At 68.3% G+C, this 15,712-nt stretch carries 12 protein-coding genes; 9 read left to right on the forward strand and 3 right to left on the reverse strand.

Going from position 1 to position 15,712, the window contains the following annotated elements; translation table 11 throughout:
* Position 1: 1 nt before the first annotated feature.
* From tssB to ACY34H_RS14410, 8 genes are all read left to right on the forward strand, one after another.
* Entirely contained in the window at positions 2 to 502 is a 501-nt protein-coding gene (gene tssB, locus ACY34H_RS14375; RefSeq protein WP_464978164.1) for a type VI secretion system contractile sheath small subunit, read from the forward strand.
* A 1-nt stretch (position 503) separates the two neighbouring features.
* Complete coding sequence (gene tssC, locus ACY34H_RS14380) at positions 504 to 1,985, forward strand: type VI secretion system contractile sheath large subunit (protein WP_464978165.1); 1,482 nt, start codon at positions 504 to 506, stop codon at positions 1,983 to 1,985.
* A gap of 21 nt (positions 1,986 to 2,006) precedes the next feature.
* A complete protein-coding gene (locus ACY34H_RS14385) occupies positions 2,007 to 2,498 on the forward strand; it encodes an Hcp family type VI secretion system effector (protein ID WP_464978166.1) in 492 nt (163 codons plus the stop codon).
* Between the two features lie 57 nt (positions 2,499 to 2,555).
* Positions 2,556 to 3,020 (forward strand): type VI secretion system baseplate subunit TssE, encoded by a 465-nt coding sequence (tssE, locus tag ACY34H_RS14390; protein ID WP_464978167.1) that lies wholly within the window; start codon positions 2,556 to 2,558, stop codon positions 3,018 to 3,020.
* Positions 3,017 to 5,644 (forward strand): type VI secretion system ATPase TssH, encoded by a 2,628-nt coding sequence (tssH, locus tag ACY34H_RS14395; protein WP_464978168.1) that lies wholly within the window; start codon positions 3,017 to 3,019, stop codon positions 5,642 to 5,644. Before tssE ends, tssH begins: the two co-directional genes overlap by 4 nt.
* Before the next feature lie 11 nt (positions 5,645 to 5,655).
* On the forward strand, positions 5,656 to 6,693 hold the full coding sequence (gene tssA / locus ACY34H_RS14400) for a type VI secretion system protein TssA (RefSeq protein ID WP_464978169.1): 1,038 nt from the start codon (positions 5,656 to 5,658) through the stop codon (positions 6,691 to 6,693).
* A gap of 78 nt (positions 6,694 to 6,771) precedes the next feature.
* Positions 6,772 to 8,376 (forward strand): methyl-accepting chemotaxis protein, encoded by a 1,605-nt coding sequence (locus tag ACY34H_RS14405; RefSeq protein WP_464978170.1) that lies wholly within the window; start codon positions 6,772 to 6,774, stop codon positions 8,374 to 8,376.
* Between the two features lie 31 nt (positions 8,377 to 8,407).
* On the forward strand, positions 8,408 to 9,058 hold the full coding sequence (locus ACY34H_RS14410; RefSeq protein WP_464978171.1) for a tRNA-uridine aminocarboxypropyltransferase: 651 nt from the start codon (positions 8,408 to 8,410) through the stop codon (positions 9,056 to 9,058).
* On the opposite strand, the gene ACY34H_RS14415 is transcribed toward ACY34H_RS14410, so the two are convergent.
* From ACY34H_RS14415 to ACY34H_RS14425, 3 genes are read right to left on the reverse strand one after another with little or no spacing between them, the layout of a single operon-like run.
* Positions 9,059 to 11,896, reverse strand: a complete 2,838-nt coding sequence (locus ACY34H_RS14415; protein ID WP_464978172.1) for an Hsp70 family protein — start codon at positions 11,894 to 11,896, stop codon at positions 9,059 to 9,061.
* Positions 11,893 to 13,755, reverse strand: coding sequence for an Hsp70 family protein (locus ACY34H_RS14420; RefSeq protein WP_464978173.1), 1,863 nt, complete (start codon positions 13,753 to 13,755; stop codon positions 11,893 to 11,895). The genes ACY34H_RS14415 and ACY34H_RS14420 overlap by 4 nt, the downstream gene beginning before the upstream one ends.
* Positions 13,752 to 14,339, reverse strand: coding sequence for a DUF2760 domain-containing protein (locus ACY34H_RS14425; RefSeq protein ID WP_464978174.1), 588 nt, complete (start codon positions 14,337 to 14,339; stop codon positions 13,752 to 13,754). Before ACY34H_RS14425 ends, ACY34H_RS14420 begins: the two co-directional genes overlap by 4 nt.
* A 223-nt stretch (positions 14,340 to 14,562) precedes the next feature.
* Between ACY34H_RS14425 and ACY34H_RS14430 the strand changes: the two genes are divergently transcribed.
* On the forward strand, positions 14,563 to 15,687 hold the full coding sequence (locus ACY34H_RS14430; RefSeq protein ID WP_464978347.1) for a PA0069 family radical SAM protein: 1,125 nt from the start codon (positions 14,563 to 14,565) through the stop codon (positions 15,685 to 15,687).
* The last annotated feature ends 25 nt before the right edge of the window (positions 15,688 to 15,712 follow it).

A 15,712-nucleotide genomic window follows, 5' to 3' on the forward strand; every position in this document is an offset into this window, starting at 1 on the left:
CATGGCAAACGGCGACAGCGTGCAGAAACGCCTCACCAAGGTCAGGCCGCCGCGCGTGCAGATGACCTACGACGTGGAAATCGGCGATGCCATCGAGAACAAGGAGCTGCCGTTCGTGCTCGGCGTGATCGGCGACTACGGCGGCAGTCCGGACAAGGAGCAGAAGCGCCTGAAGGACCGCAGCTTCGTCAACGTCGACAACGACAATTTCGACGAAGTGCTGTCCGGCGTGGCGCCGGCGGTGCAGTTGCAGGCGCCGAACCGACTGACGGGCGAAGGCGACCTGTCCGTCGAACTGCAGTTCCGCACGATGGCCGATTTCCGGCCGGAGTCGATCGTGCGCCAGGTCGAGCCGCTGGCGAAGCTGCTCGACGCGCGCACCAAGCTGGCCGACCTGCGCAACAAGCTGGCCGGCAACGACAAGCTGGAAGACATCCTCACCGACGTGCTGAAGAACACCGACCAGCTGTCGCAACTGAAACCGCCGGCCGGGGAGGAATGACATGTCCGCTCAACTGCAAGCAGGGGGCGTGCCCCAGGTTGCCGAAAGCACGGCGTTGCTGGACCAGATCGTCGAACGCAGCAGGGTGGCCAAGTCCAGCGCCGAACACGAACGGGCGAAGGACATCATCGGCGAGCTGGTAAGCCAGGTACTGGAAGGCGCCGTGATCGTGTCCCACAGCCTGTCGGCCACCATCGATGCGCGTGTCGCCGAACTCGATCGGCTGATCTCGGAGCAGCTGTCCGCGATCATGCATGCGCCGGCCTTCCAGAAGCTCGAGCAAAGCTGGACCGGGCTGCACTACCTGGTGCGCAATACCGCCACCGGCCCCGGCCTGAAGGTGCGCATGCTGAATGCCACCAAGCGCGAGCTGGTGCGCGATTTCCAGGGCGCTCTGGAGTTCGACCAGAGCGCGATGTTCCGCAAGATCTACGAAGAGGAGTTCGGCACGTTCGGCGGCGCTCCGTATGCCGCGCTGCTGGGCGACTTCGAGATCTCGCGCCAGCCGGAAGACATCTACTTCGTCGAGCAGATGTCGCACGTTGCCGCGGCCGCGCATGCGCCGTTCATCAGCGCCGCGTCGCCCGAGCTGTTCGGCCTGGAGGGCTTCGGCGACCTGGGCAAGCCGCGCGACCTGGCCAAGGTGTTCGACACGCTGGAATACGCGAAGTGGAAGGCCTTCCGCGAATCGGAGGACTCGCGCTACGTGGGCCTGACCCTGCCGCGTTTCCTGGGCCGCCTGCCGTTCAATCCGGTCGACGGCACCACTGTCGACGGCTTCAACTTCGTCGAGGACGTGGACGGCACCGACCACCAGAAATACCTGTGGTGCAACGCCGCCTACGCCTTCGGCGCCAGGCTGACCCGCGCCTTCGAGGAATTCGGCTGGTGCGCGGCGATCCGCGGCGTGGAGGGCGGCGGCCTGGTGGACGACCTGCCGACCCATACCTTCAAGACCGACGAAGGCGAAGTCGCCCTGAAATGCCCGACCGAGGTGGCCATCACCGACCGGCGCGAAAAGGAATTGTCGGACCTCGGCTTCATCTCGCTGGTCCACTGCAAGAACACCTCGTACGCCGCGTTCTTCGGCGCGCAGTCGGCGCAGAAGGCGCGCCGCTACAGCACCGAGGCGGCCAATGCAAACGCCGTACTGTCGTCGCAGCTGCAGTACATCTTTGCCGTGTCCCGCATTGCGCACTACATGAAGGCCATGATGCGCGACAAGATCGGCAGCTTCGCCTCCGCATCGAATGTCGAGGACTTCCTGAACCGCTGGCTGATGAAGTACGTGCTGCTGGACGATAACGCCAGCCAGGAACAGAAGGCGCAATTCCCGCTGCGGGAAGCGTCGGTGCAAGTGCATGAAGTACCGGGCCGGCCCGGCGTCTACCGCGCCGTCAGCTTCCTGCGGCCGCATTTCCAGCTCGACGAGCTGACCGTTTCGCTGCGCCTGGTGGCGGAGCTGCCGAAAACAACCAGTTGATCAACCACGAAGGAGAATGCAATGGCAATTGACGTCTATCTGCAGATTGATGGTATCAAGGGCGAGTCGATGGATGACCGCCACAAGGACTGGATCGAGTGCAAGTCCGTCAGCTGGGGCGTGGCGCAGCCGAAGTCCGCCACCTCGTCCACCGGCGGCGGCCACACCGCCGAACGCTGCGAGCACCAGGACATCGTGCTCCAGAAACTTGCCGACCTGGCGTCGCCCGTGCTGCTGCAAACCTGCTCGGCAGGCCGCACGATCCCGAAGGCCAAGTTCGAATTCATGCGCGCCGATGCGCAGGGGGAACGGATCAAGTACTACGAGATCGAGATCGAGAACGTGCTGATCGGCGCCGTGACGCCATCGGTCGAGGAAGGCGACATCCTCACCGAATCGGTGGCCCTGAAATTCTCCAAGATCCGCTGGCGCTACACGCAGCAGAAGATCACCGGCGGCGCGGGTGGCAATACCTCCGGCGGCTGGGATCTGTCGGCGAACCGGATCGTCTGATTTGCGACGGCGACTTTGCCGCGGCTCACGCCGCGGTTTTTTTTTACGCGAGGACCTATGACTGGCTATACGCCCGGCCTGTTCGACCGCCTGCTCGGCGACCGCGGCCATGGCTCCCGGCTGTCGCTGGAACAGCTGAAGGACGCGGTGGCGCGCGACCTGGAAGACCTGCTGAACACGCGCATGGCGCTGCCCGCGGAGATGCTGGACGGCTGGCCCGAATGCGCCGCGTCGATCCTTACCTACGGGCTGATCGACATCGCCGGCATGTGCCTGTCCAGTACCGATGACCGCACCCGCATCTGCGACAGCCTGCGCACCACGATCGAGCGGCACGAACCCCGCTTGCGCAGCGTGGTCGCCCGTGTCGAACAGCAGGCGGGCACCGTCAACCGGATCAACTTCGTCATCACCGGCGTGCTGCACGCACCCGGCGTATCCGAACCCATCAACTTCGACGCGGTATTGCAGCCGTCGACGCTGCATTACTCGATCCGCCGCAACGCGAGAGGAAGCGCATGAACAACCTGAAAACGCTGATCGGAAAACTGAACGACACCACACGCCAGGCCGCCACGCGGGCAGCCAGCATGTGCCTGGGCATGGGCCACTACGAAGTCGACCTGGAGCACCTGTTCCTGGCGCTGCTGGAAGAACCGGGCAGCGACTTCACCACCATCGCGCGGCGTTGCGGCATCTCCGTGGAGGCGCTGGAAGCCGACCTGCGCGCCGAACTGGCCCGCTTCGAAACCGGCAGCAGCCGCGTGCCGGTCTTCTCGCGCCACCTGCCGCCGCTGCTCGAACATGCCTGGCTGCTGGCATCGCTGGCGCAGCAGCAGCCGGCGCAGATCCGCAGTGCCCACCTGCTGCTGGCGCTGCTGACCGAACCCGAACTGGCGCAACTGGCGCACCGCGGTTCGCCGCTGTTCGCGCGCTTCCCGGTCGACGAGCTGAAACACCATCTCGACAAATTGACCCGCGATTCCGGCGAAACGCCGCCGTCCGCCGCTGCGGAGGACACGGCCGGCGCCGACCCGGTGCGGCAGGTCGCCGCGAAAACGCCGGCGCTGGACCAGTTCACCACCGATCTCGTGCAGCTTGCCCGCGATGGCAGGATCGATCCGGTGGTCGGCCGCGAGGCCGAGATCCGCCAGGCGGTGGACATCCTGATGCGCCGCCGCCAGAACAACCCGATCCTGACCGGCGAGGCCGGCGTCGGCAAGACCGCCGTCGTCGAAGGCCTGGCGCTGCGCATCGCCGAAGGCAGCGTGCCGGAAGTACTGCAGGGTGTGCATATCCATGCGCTGGACATGGGCCTGCTGCAGGCCGGCGCCAGCGTCAAGGGCGAGTTCGAGAACCGCCTGAAGAGCGTCATCGCCGAAGTGAAGCGCAGCCCGCACCCGATCGTGCTGTTCATCGACGAGGCGCACACCATGATCGGCGCCGGCGGCCAGGCCGGCCAGAACGATGCCGCCAACCTGCTGAAGCCGGCGCTGGCGCGCGGCGAACTGCGCACCATCGCCGCCACCACGTGGAGCGAGTACAAGAAGTATTTTGAAAAGGATGCCGCGCTGGCGCGCCGCTTCCAGGTCGTCAAGGTCGAGGAACCGGACGAGGAAACGGCCTGCTCGATGCTGCGCGCGATGGTGCCGCTGATGGAGAAGCATTTCAATATCCGCGTGCTGGACGAGGCCATCGTCGACGCCGTGCGCCTGTCGCACCGCTACATTGCCGGCCGCCAGTTGCCGGACAAGGCGGTCGGCGTGCTCGATACCGCCTGTGCCCAGGTGGCGCTGGGCCAGAGCACCGTGCCGGCGCAGCTGGAAGGCTGCCATCGGCGGCTGGCCGCGCTGGCCGTCGAGATCGCGGCACTGGAGCGCGACATGGCCGATGGCTGCCTCGCCGCCGCAGCCAGCGGTGGCCCTGGCGGCAACCGCCTGTCCGCGCTGCGCGACGAGCGCGGCATGCTGCGGGCCCGCCAGGACGAACTGGCACAGCGCTGGGAGTGCGAGAAGTCGCTCGGCATGCGCATCCGCAGCCTGCGCGCCGAAGGGGGCGATCCGGCAGGGGCGCGCGCCGCCGAGCAGGAGCTGCGTGCACTGCAAGGCGAAGCGCCCCTGGTGCAGCTGCAGGTGGATGCCGCCACCGTGGCCGGCGTCGTCGCCGGCTGGACCGGCATTCCGCTGGGCCGCATGGTCAAGGATGAAATCGACACTGTGCGCCAGTTGCACCTGCAACTGGGCGAACGGGTGCTGGGCCAGCCGCATGCGATCGCCGCGGTCGCCCGGCGCGTGCGCACCGCCCGCGCCAATCTCGACGATCCGAACAAGCCGAAAGGCGTGTTCCTGTTCGTCGGCCCGTCCGGCGTCGGCAAGACCGAAACGGCGCTGGCGCTGGCCGACCTGCTGTATGGCGGGGAACGCAAGCTTGTCACGATCAACATGAGCGAATACCAGGAAGCACACAGCGTCTCCGGCCTGAAGGGCTCGCCGCCCGGCTACGTCGGCTACGGCGAAGGCGGCGTGCTGACCGAAGCGGTGCGGCGCAACCCCTACAGCGTGGTACTGCTAGACGAAATCGAAAAGGCCCATCCGGACGTCGTCGAACTGTTCTTCCAGGTGTTCGACAAGGGCGTGATGGAGGATGCCGAAGGCCGCGAAATCGACTTTCGCAACACCATCGTCATCGCCACGTCGAATGCCGGCTCGGCCACGCTGATGGGGGCCTGCCTGAACAAGGCGCCGGCCGACCTGCCGGCGCCCGAACAGCTGCAGGAACTGGTGCGCGCGCAACTGATGAAGCACTTCAAGCCGGCGTTCCTGGGCCGCCTGCAGGTCGTGCCGTTCTATCCCCTGGGCGACGACGTGCTGGCCGGCGTCATCCGCGCCAAGCTGGCGCGCATCGCCGAGCGCGTGCACGCCAATCACCAGGCCGAGTTCTCGTGGGATGGCGCGCTGGTCGAGGCCGTGCTGGCGCGCTGCACGGAAGTCGATTCGGGCGCGCGCAACGTCGACAACATCCTGAACGGCACGCTGTTGCCGGAAATCGCCGATGCCGTGCTGGCCCGCATGGCCGAAGGGGCCGGTATCGCCAGGATCAAGGCCGGCGCCACGCGCCAGGGCCAGTTCCGCTACACCATCCGATAGAGGAGACCATCATGCTCGACATCGCTCAACTGCTCGTTCCCATCAGCGTCGCCCAGTCCTGCGGCGAAGACCTGAGCTTTTCAACGGAAGTGGACACCATCGCCCACGCCCGCCGCCACGACGATCCCGCGCTCGACCAGGGCGAATGGGTCGAGGCGTTGAAGGAAGCCGACTGGCCCTACGTGGCACGCCACTGCGAAAAATTGATCCGCTCGCGCAGCAAGGACTTGCGGCTGGCCGTCTGGCTGGCCGAGGCCCATGCGAAGACGCGCCATTTCCGCGGCCTGGGCGACGGCTACGCGCTGCTGGCGGGGCTGTGCGAACGCTTCTGGGACGAGCTGTATCCCGCAGCCGAAGCGGGCGACCACGAACAGCGCATCGGTAACCTGTTCTGGCTGCTCACGCGTTCGCCGCAACTGGTGAAGGAAATCCCGCTCACCGAGGACGGCGCCGTATCGCTGGCCGATTTCGACGCCGCGCGCCAGCGCGCCGCCAGTGCGCAGGGGGCGGACGAATGGGGCAATCGCCCCGCGCCGGGCGGCCCGACGGTCGAGGAGCTCGATGCGCGCCGCCGCCGCAACGCCGATGCATTCAATGCCATGCTGCTGGCCGACGCGCAGTACTGCCTGCAAGCACTGCGCGCGTTCGAGGAGGCGGTCGACCGGCGGCTCGGCGGCGACGGCCCCAGCTTCATGGCCGCGCGCGATGCGCTGCAGCACGCTGTCGATTTCATCGGACTGCTGGCAAGACCCACCGTGCCCGCCGCACCAGCCGCCGCGGACGATGCCGCCTCCGCACAGCCGCTCCTGAAGGCGTGCGCCGACGGCACGGTCGCATCGCGGCAGCAAGCCATCGACCAGTTGCACAAGGTGGCCGAGTACTTCCGCCGCAGCGAGCCCCACAGCCCGGTGGCTTATCTCGCCGACAAGGCCGCGGCATGGGCGGCGATGCCCCTGCATCAATGGCTGCGCGCCGTCGTCAAGGACCCCGGCCAGATGGCCCAGCTCGATGAATTGCTGGGCACTGTCGCGCGGGAACCGGAGAACTGATTCCCGTTGCCGCGTTCCGCTTGCATTCTCCCCGCGTTATCGGCAGACTGGCTTGCAAAGATAATGCAGGGAGGCAATATGGGCAATCTCCGAATCGGCGCGCGCCTGGCGCTTGGCTTCGCGCTCGTGCTGGCGCTGCTGGCGGCAATGACGGTCACCGGCGTGCTGCGCATGCAGGGCGCCAGCCGGCTGACCGACGAACTGGTCACGCAGCGGGTCCACAACGAACGCCTGATGGCCGAGTGGAACAAGGTCATCGAAGTCAACGCGGCGCGCACCATCGCCGCATTCCTGGCGCCGGACCCGGCGGCGCAAAAGGCCATCGAGGCCACGATGGCGGCATCGTCGAAACGGGCGACGGAGATCCAGGACCTGCTGGGGCGCACGCTGGCCGACGAGGACTCGCGCCGCGGCCACGCCGCCGTGATGGCAACGCGCAAGCAGTACACCGACACGCGCAAGACGATGCTGGCGGCGAAGGCCGCCGGCGACATGGCTACCGCCCAGCGCCTGTATGCGGCCGACCTGAACACCACCCGGGAAGCCTACCTGGCCGCGCTGGCCAGCCTGCTGAAAACGCAGCAGACTGCACTCGACGCCACCGCAGCCGCCATCCAGGCCAGCTACGCAACTGGCCGCAACCTGCTGGTCGCGCTGGGCATCTGCGCCACCGTGGCAGGCGTAATATTGGCCTGGCGCCTGACGCGGGCGATCACCGCGCCGCTGCGGCAGGCCGTGCAGGTGGCCGAGAACGTCTCGTCCGGCGACCTCACCAGTGCCATCGATGCGTCGCGGGGCGACGAAACCGGCGAGCTGATGCGCGCGCTGAAAAAGATGAACGGCAGCCTGCAGACCATCGTCGGCCAGGTTCGCAACGGCACCGACACGATCGCCAGTGCCGCCGCCGGGATCGCGGCCGGCAACCTCGACCTGTCGTCGCGCACCGAGCAGCAGGCCAGCGCATTGCAGCAGACCGCGGCCACGATGGAGGAACTGACATCGACAGTGCGCTCGAATGCCGACAATGCGCGCGAAGGCCGCACGCTGGCCGATGGCGCCGCCGTACTCGCCGGCCAGGGCGGCGCCGCGGTGGCCGATGTCGTGCGCACGATGGAGGACATCAACGCCTCGTCGGGCCGCATCGTCGACATCATCGCCGTCATCGACGGTATCGCCTTCCAGACCAATATCCTGGCGCTGAACGCGGCCGTCGAAGCGGCGCGCGCCGGCGAGCAGGGCAGGGGCTTTGCCGTCGTGGCGTCCGAAGTCCGCGCGCTGGCCGCCCGTTCGGCCGCGGCGGCCAGGGAAATCAAGGAGCTGATCGGCGACTCGGTGCAGAAGGTCCAGGCCGGCAGCGCGCTGGTCGACCGCGCCGGCCATGCCATGGGCGACATCGATGCGGCGATCGGCAAGGTCACGCAGATCATGAACCAGATCGCCGATGCCAGCGCGCAGCAGCAGGATGGCATCGAGCAGGTCAACACGGCGATCACGCAGATGGACCAGGTGACGCAGCAGAACGCGGCGCTGGTCGAGCAGGCGGCGGCCGCCGCGGCCGCGATGCAGGAGCAGGCGGACCGGCTGGCCGATGCGGTGGCCGTGTTCCGGCTCGATGCCGCGCCGCCGATGCGCCGCCGCGAAGATCACGGCAGCCGGGATCGGCCCATCGCGCTGCCCGCCTGAAGATGGTTGCAAGCCCGGCTACAATGCGCGGATGACCCAGGAAACGACGAACCGGCGCGCGCAATGCCCCACCTGCCTGCGCGCTGCCAGTGCGTGCATCTGCCACTGGATACGCCGGGTCGACAGCCATGCGTCACTGCTGATCCTGCAGCACCCGATGGAGACGGCGAACGCGAAGAACAGCGCGCGGCTGCTGCACCTGTGCCTGCCCGGCAGCACGCTCGTTGTCGGTGAAACGTTCGACAAGCTCGGCGCATTGCTGGAGGGGCCCCGCCAGCCCGTGCTGCTGTACCCCGACACGCCGGGCGACCGTTCGCTCGGCATTCCGCCACCGCCGCCGTTCGCGCCGGTACCGGCCGACACCGTGATGCTCGTCGTGCTCGATGCCACCTGGCGCAAGAGCCGCAAGATGCTGTATTCGAACCCGGCGCTGCAGGCGCTGCCCCGGCTGGCGCTGACCGATGTGCCGGCGTCGCATTACCTGATCCGCAAGGCGCACGCGCCGGGACAGTTGTCGACGCTGGAGGCCACGGCGTATGCGCTGGCCCGGCTGGAGGAAGAAGGAATGCGCGGCGACGCGCGCTTCGGCGTATCCCGCTTTGCTGCGCTGATCGAAGCCTTCGACGGCTTCGTCGGCCAGCAGCAGGCGCTGGCCGCGCAGCACGGCCACCCTGGAAGCTGATCAGCTGATCAGCTTCAGCCCCGGAGGCAGCGCGTCGCCGAGCATGCGCTGCTCGCTGGCCTGGTCCAGTTCGACGACGTCGCGCACCATCGCGCTCCACGTCGGCGGCGCGCCCACGCCGGTCAGCCGGCGCAGTACTTCATCGCGCAGGGCAGGGCTGATGTCGCGCGACCGGTCGCCGGTCATGCGCGCCAGGTGCGCGGCCGCGAAGCCGGCCGGTTCGATCTTCTTCCAGTCCAGCTTGAGGATCGTACCCAGCCATGTTTCCACCGAGGCCACCGGTGCCACCTCGTGCGCACTGCCGTGGAATGGCTTGCGTGCGCCCACGCGGCCCAGCGCCCACAGGTAGCGGGTGAAGCTGGCGGCCGCCTTGGCGTCGAACTTCGGGCCGGCGGTCGGCAGCTTGCCGAGAGTTGCCACCATCCAGTCGCCGATCTCGGCCTTGTAGGCGGCCGGGATGCGCTCCAGCGAAGCGCCCAGCCGCAGCATGTCTTCCTCGCTGCCGTCGACCAGCGTGGCGGGACGGGTGCCCCGCTCGGCCGCGCTGGCCTGCAGGTTGAAGGCGAAATCGTCCAGCAGGCGCAGCTGCATGTCGGTGGACAGGCCGCCGGCCACGCGGCGCCACAGCGTCCACCATTCGGCGCGCACCTGGCTGTCCTTGAAGTACTGGGCGCCGCTGTCGAACAGCGCCCACAGCTGGCCGATGCGCCAGTCGTCCAGCGGCGCGCCGAAGCCCGGCCGCAGGCACCAGCCGGCCAGGTTCAGCCACACGCGCTCATGTTCGGCCGAACGGCGGCGGCCTTTCGCACGCGCCATCAGCGCGTCGAACAGGTGCCGCAGCAGCGCGGTCGGCCACCGTTCGCGGCTGCCCAGCAGCTGCTCGAGCTGGCCGCGCAACTGGCGCACTTCCTTGCTTTCCACCTGCAGCACGCGGGAACCGAAGATCCGGTCGATCTTCTCGACGGCATCGGCAAAGCGCGGCGGCGGCGCGTTGTCCTGCGGCTCCGGCGCCGACTCTTCCTCGCCACGCAACTGGAACTCCAGCAGCCAGCGCCGGCCGCTTGCCGCTTCCACGCAATGCACTTCCAGCGTGCCGACTTCGGACAGCGCCGCCGCCAGCCGCACCGGGATTTCCTTCGGCACCTTCGTGTCGTCGGACTTCAGCACGGTGGAGATTGCCGGCAACGGTACGTAGTCGGCCGGATCCAGGTCGGCCAGGTCGCCGGCGCCGTGGCGCAGGTCGGTCACGGTGGAGACCAGGTGGAAGCGCACCGGCCGGCCGACGCGCAGGCCGAACGTGCGGTCGGCCAGCGTCACCTCGCTGCCCGGCTGGGCGCCGCGCGGCAGGATGCACACGGCGCGGCGCTTCACGCCCGGCGCCTTGTCGGCATCGAGCAGCAGGTAGTAGGCGCGCGCCGAGCCGCCGGCGATCGACGGCGCCATGCCTTGCCGCGACAGTGAATAGGCGACGCCGCCGCGCGCCACGGCCACGTCCGGGTTATCGTTGTGCAGCAGCTTGACCGGTCCCAGCCCCTGCTGGCTGCGCCAGCCGTCCAGCGTATCGGCCAGCCGCTGCGCCAGCGCATCGGCGCGGAATACGCCGCCATTCAGCAGCAGGGTGTCGGGTACCGGGAAGCTGGTGTCGTCGGCGATGCCCAGCGCGGCCCGCGCCGCCTGCGCATGCTGGCGCAGGAATCCGGCGAGATGCCGCGTAACGGCGGCATCGCTGGCATACGGCAGCCCGAATTCGACGATGCCGCCACGCGACCGGCGCGCCTCGGCCTGCTCCTGGTTCAGCGGGAAAAAGCCTTCGACGACGACCTGCGCCACATCGGCCCGGGTCAGCGCCACCGAGCGGCTGCCGCCGATCAGCCTGGAACCGCTGCCGAGCAGCGTGACGCTGGCCTGTTCCGGACCGCCGGCCGCCAGCAACTGTTCCTTCGCGGCGCGGCAGCGTTCCGTCAGCTGCGCCAGCCGTCCAGCCGAGAGTCGCTGCTGGCTGTCCTGCGGCGCCAGGCGCGATTCGGCCAGGTGCGCCAAAGCCAGGTCCATGTTGTCGCCGCCAAGGATCAGGTGGTTGCCCACGCCGATCCGTTCCAGCACCGGTTCGCCGTTCGCCACCCGCACCTGCACCAGCGAGAAGTCGGTGGTGCCGCCGCCCACGTCGGCCACCAGCACCAGCCGCGTGTCCGCCAGCTGTTCGGCCAGCGTGGCGCGGTGGCGGTACAGCCAGTCGTACAGTGCCGCCTGCGGTTCTTCCAGCAGCCGCACGCCATGCAGGCCGGCCATCTTGGCCGCTTCCAGCGTCAGCGCGCGCGCACCTTCGTCGAACGACGCGGGTACGGTCAGCACGATGCGCTGGTCTTCCAGCAGATGATCGGGGAAACGGGCGTTCCAGGCGCCGCGCAGGTGCGCCAGGTAGCTGGCGCTGGCAGCCACCGGGGAGACTTTCGGCACCCCGTCCGGCGCACGGTCGGACGCACCCCAGGGCAGGATCGGCGCCGTGCGGTCGACGCCCGGATGCGACAGCCAGCTTTTCGCGCTGGCCACGTAGCGCCCGGTCACCTGGGCGCCGAGCGTGCGGGCCAGCCGGCCGACGACGAAGCGCTCGACGCCGGCCACGTCGGCCTGCAGCCATGGCAGCTGCAGTTCCGCCGGGCCCAGCTCGCCCTCGGCCGGGTGGTAGCGGCTCGACGGCAGCAACAGCGCGCCATGTACTTCGCCCGGCGCGGTCAACTGGTCGATGTCGAGCAGCTGGACTTCGGTCGCGCCGGGTGCGGCGTAGGCCAGCACCGTGTTGGTGGTGCCGAGGTCGATGCTGACCAGGTAAGGTGTCATTGCCCTTCGGCGGTGCCGCGCACGTCGAATTCCACCTTCCAGCGCTGGCCGTCATCGGCCACCGCCAGCAGTTCCAGCGTGCCGGCCTCGGTGGCATGCGCGTGCAGGCGCACCTGCACCACGTCGCCCGGCTGGCGGCCTTCCGGCGACAGCTCGGCATGGATCTCGTTCAGTTCCACCAGTTCGTCCGGCCCCCAGAAATCGAGCACGGTGCCGACCTGGTCCTGCCGGCGCGTGGACGAACCGAAGAAGCGGAACTGCACCGGTTCGCCGACGACGAGGCCGAATTCCTGCCCCGGCAATTCCAGTTCGCTGCCTTCTTCCATGCCGAACGGCGCCACGCACAGTGCCTGGATCGGCGGTTCCATGCCGGGAATGGCCGGCATCGACGATTCCACCGCCACGTAGTACGAACGGGCCGTGCCGCCGCGGATGCGCACGCCGGCGCCGCGCCGTACATAGCTGTAGTAGGCCGCGCCGCGGGCGACGGCCAGGTCCAGGTCCGCGCCGCCCAGCATGCGCGCGGCCTCCGCGCCTTCCATGTACAGCCAGTCGTTGATGGTGTCCATCACGCGCTGGGCCAGCTGCGCCGACTTGAACACGCCGCCGTTGAACAGCACGGCGCTCGGGTGCAGGAACGAATGGTCCGGGTTCTGGCGCCCGGCGAAACCGGGCACGTCGGCCGTCGCTCCCTTCTGGCGGCCCAGGAAGGCGGCCAGGTGGCGCGTGATCGCGGCATCCTGCGCATACGGCAGGCCCAGCTGCGTCAGGCCGGCGCGGGTGCGCACGGCCGGGCGGGCAGTGGCTTCCACCTTCGGGAAGAAGCCGTCGGTGATGAATGCCGTCACTTCGTCGCGGGTCAGCTCGGTGCGGATCGAACCGCCGATCAGCTTCGAACCGCGGCTCGGCACCACGATCGGCCAGCTGTCGGCGCTGGCGTCGGCCAGCAGGTTTTCCTTGGCGGCGCGGCAGCCGTAGGTCAGCGCACGCAGTTGCCACGGGTCGAGCTGCGTGCCGTTCGCGGACAGCTTGCGTGCCACCAGGTGGGCCAGGGCCAGGTCCATGTTGTCGCCGCCCAGCAGGATATGGTCGCCCACGGCCACGCGGTGCGGTTCCAGCACGCCGTCGCGCTCGGCGATGGCGATCAGCGAGAAGTCGCTGGTGCCGCCGCCCACGTCGACGACGAGGATGATGTCGCCCGGCTTGACTTCCTTGCGCCAGCGGCCTTCGCTGCCCTGGATCCAGCTGTACAGCGCGGCCTGCGGTTCTTCCAGCAGCGTCACGGCGTCATAGCCGGCGGCGCGGGCCGCCTCGGCGGTCAGCTCGCGCGCGGCCGGATCGAACGAGGCGGGAATCGTCACCGTCACGGCCTGTTCGCCGAATGGCGCATCCGGGTGCGCGGCATTCCACGCCTGGCGCAGGTGGGCCAGGTAGCGGGTGGAAGCTTCCAGCGGCGAGACGCGCGTGACTTCTTCCGGCGCATCGTTCGGCAGGATCGCGGCGCGGCGGTCCACGCCGGGGTGGCACAGCCAGCTCTTCGCGCTCGACACGAGGCGGATCGGCGTGGTGGCGCCGCGGCTGCGCGCCATTTCGCCGGCCACCGAGCTTTCGCCTTCGGTGCTCCATGGCAGCGCGAGCTCGCCGGGCGGCACCTCGTCCGGGTGCGGCAGGTACAGGAAGGACGGCAGCAGCGGCAGCTCTTCCACCGTGCCGGGCGCGGTCAGCTGCGGGACGCGCAGCACCGACTGGCGGGTCTTTTCGCCATCGCTGGCACCCAGGTCCACATACGACAGCGCGCTGTGGGTGGTGCCCAGGTCGATGCCGATCGCGTAGCGCGGCGCGTTGTTCAGTTCGCTCACAGTTCCACCTCCGCCGGCGCCAGGATCTTCGCATCGTGGGCCTCGGCCAGCTTCGGCAGGCGCACCGCCGTGGCACGCCAGCCGCGGTGGCTCAGCGTGCCCTTGAACGGCGGCTTGCCGACCACGTTGCCGGTCAGGCGCACGGCGGCGGCATCGAAGCCTTCTTCCAGCGTCACGCGGCTGCCTTCGGCTTCCGTGCGCGCCGCTTCGATGGTGAAGTGCTCCTTGAGTACCTTGCTGCAGCCTTCGTGCACCACGCGGGCGGCCGCGCCGATGTCGGCATCCGAATAGCCGGCCAGGTTCTCCTGCGTGAAGTCGATCAGGCGCGCTTCGCGCTGCAGCAGCGACAGCAGTTGCAGTGCCGCATCGGGCGTTGCTTCGCGCAATGGCGGCGCTACCGGTGCGGGGATCGGGGCAACGGCCGGGGCAGGAGCGGGTGCCGGAGCCGGCGCAGGGGGCGCGGCCACCGGGCCGATCTGGTCGTTCTGGTAGCGGCCGGCGAATTCGGCGTCGCCCAGCGTCTTGAAGAAAGCGCTGAAGGCAAGCGGGATCCTGGCCAGGAAGGACGGGTTTTTGGTAGTCATATTGCTTATGGATGGTGGGTCCGGGGGTGCTCCGGACGGGCAATTGCGAATCATACCAGTTGGCGAACTGCCAAGGTGCATGCGGCGGTTGCATGCTCTTGAAGAACGGCCTAGAATACTGTATATACATACAGTTATATGGAACTCTGGAGCGGCCATGCACCGAGACAACTTCACCACGAATGACTTCACCAAGGCTACCGATCCCCAGGCCGAGCAGGTCATGCTGATGCCCCGCTCGCTGAAGGCGCTGAAAGGGCGCGGCGCCGTCACGAACGTGCAGGGCCGCTATGAGGTGGACGTGCGCGAAACGTTCGACGACGGCTGGCTGCGCGAGGAAGAGGAAGCACGCGTGTGGCGCACCCATGTCACCGAGGAAACGGCGAAATCGATCCTGTCGCGCAACCAGTCGCCCGATATTCCGTTCGGCGTCTCGCTGAATCCGTACCGCGGCTGCGAGCATGGCTGCATTTACTGCTTTGCGCGGCCCACGCACAGCTACCTGGGCCTGTCGCCCGGACTCGATTTCGAGAGCAAGCTGTATGCAAAGATCAATGCGCCCGAATTGCTGCGCAGCGAACTGGCGAAACCGGGCTACGCGGTGGAACCGATCGCGCTGGGCGTCAATACCGATGCCTACCAGCCCATCGAGCGCGAGCTGAAGCTCACGCGGCGTGTGCTCGAGGTATTGCGGGAATGCCGCCATCCGGTGGGTCTGATCACGAAATCGTCGCTGATCGAACGCGATATCGACATTCTCGCGCCGATGGCGGAGCAGCGCCTGGCGGCGGCGTCGATCACGCTCACCACGCTCGACCCGAAAATCGCGCGCACGCTGGAACCGCGCGCCGCGTCGCCGGAACGGCGCTTGCGGGCGATCCGCACGCTGACGGAGGCGGGCATCCCGGTCGGCGTGTCGGTCGCGCCGATCATCCCCTTCGTCACGGAACCGGAGATCGAAAAAGTGATCGAGGCGGCCTTCGATGCCGGTGCCATCCAGGCCAGCTACGTGGTGCTGCGCCTGCCATGGGAAGTCAATCCCTTGTTCAAGGACTGGCTGGAAGCGCACTTCCCGGACCGTGCCCAGCGTGTGATGAACCGGGTGCGCGAAATCCACGGCGGCAAGGATTACGATGCGTCGTTCGCCACGCGGATGGGCGGCCAGGGCCTGTGGGCCGACCTGATCCGCCAGCGCGTGGAGAAGGCCACCCAGCGCTGCGGCATGGCGGGCCGCGGCACCCGGTTCCGGCAGCTCGATTGCACGCAGTTCAGGCCGCCTCTGGTGGTGCCGCCACAGGGAGCGAAGGCCCGTCGGGCGGAGGCGGCAGGGCAGATGAGCCTGTTTTAGTATCCGGCCCGGGCGTGGTGTGTGC

This window comes from Pseudoduganella sp. jia 9, from assembly GCF_055502615.1.

Excerpts from the sequence above, each read along its gene's own strand:
- tssB (WP_464978164.1), top strand. The coding sequence starts at position 2 with ATGGCAAACGGCGACAGCGTGCAGAAACGCCTCACCAAGGTCAGGCCG.
- tssC (WP_464978165.1), top strand. The coding sequence starts at position 504 with ATGTCCGCTCAACTGCAAGCAGGGGGCGTGCCCCAGGTTGCCGAAAGC.
- ACY34H_RS14385 (WP_464978166.1), top strand. The coding sequence starts at position 2,007 with ATGGCAATTGACGTCTATCTGCAGATTGATGGTATCAAGGGCGAGTCG.
- tssE (WP_464978167.1), top strand. The coding sequence starts at position 2,556 with ATGACTGGCTATACGCCCGGCCTGTTCGACCGCCTGCTCGGCGACCGC.
- tssH (WP_464978168.1), top strand. The coding sequence starts at position 3,017 with ATGAACAACCTGAAAACGCTGATCGGAAAACTGAACGACACCACACGC.
- tssA (WP_464978169.1), top strand. The coding sequence starts at position 5,656 with ATGCTCGACATCGCTCAACTGCTCGTTCCCATCAGCGTCGCCCAGTCC.
- ACY34H_RS14405 (WP_464978170.1), top strand. The coding sequence starts at position 6,772 with ATGGGCAATCTCCGAATCGGCGCGCGCCTGGCGCTTGGCTTCGCGCTC.
- ACY34H_RS14410 (WP_464978171.1), top strand. The coding sequence starts at position 8,408 with ATGACCCAGGAAACGACGAACCGGCGCGCGCAATGCCCCACCTGCCTG.
- ACY34H_RS14415 (WP_464978172.1), bottom strand. The coding sequence starts at position 11,896 with ATGACACCTTACCTGGTCAGCATCGACCTCGGCACCACCAACACGGTG.
- ACY34H_RS14425 (WP_464978174.1), bottom strand. The coding sequence starts at position 14,339 with ATGACTACCAAAAACCCGTCCTTCCTGGCCAGGATCCCGCTTGCCTTC.
- ACY34H_RS14430 (WP_464978347.1), top strand. The coding sequence starts at position 14,563 with ATGCTGATGCCCCGCTCGCTGAAGGCGCTGAAAGGGCGCGGCGCCGTC.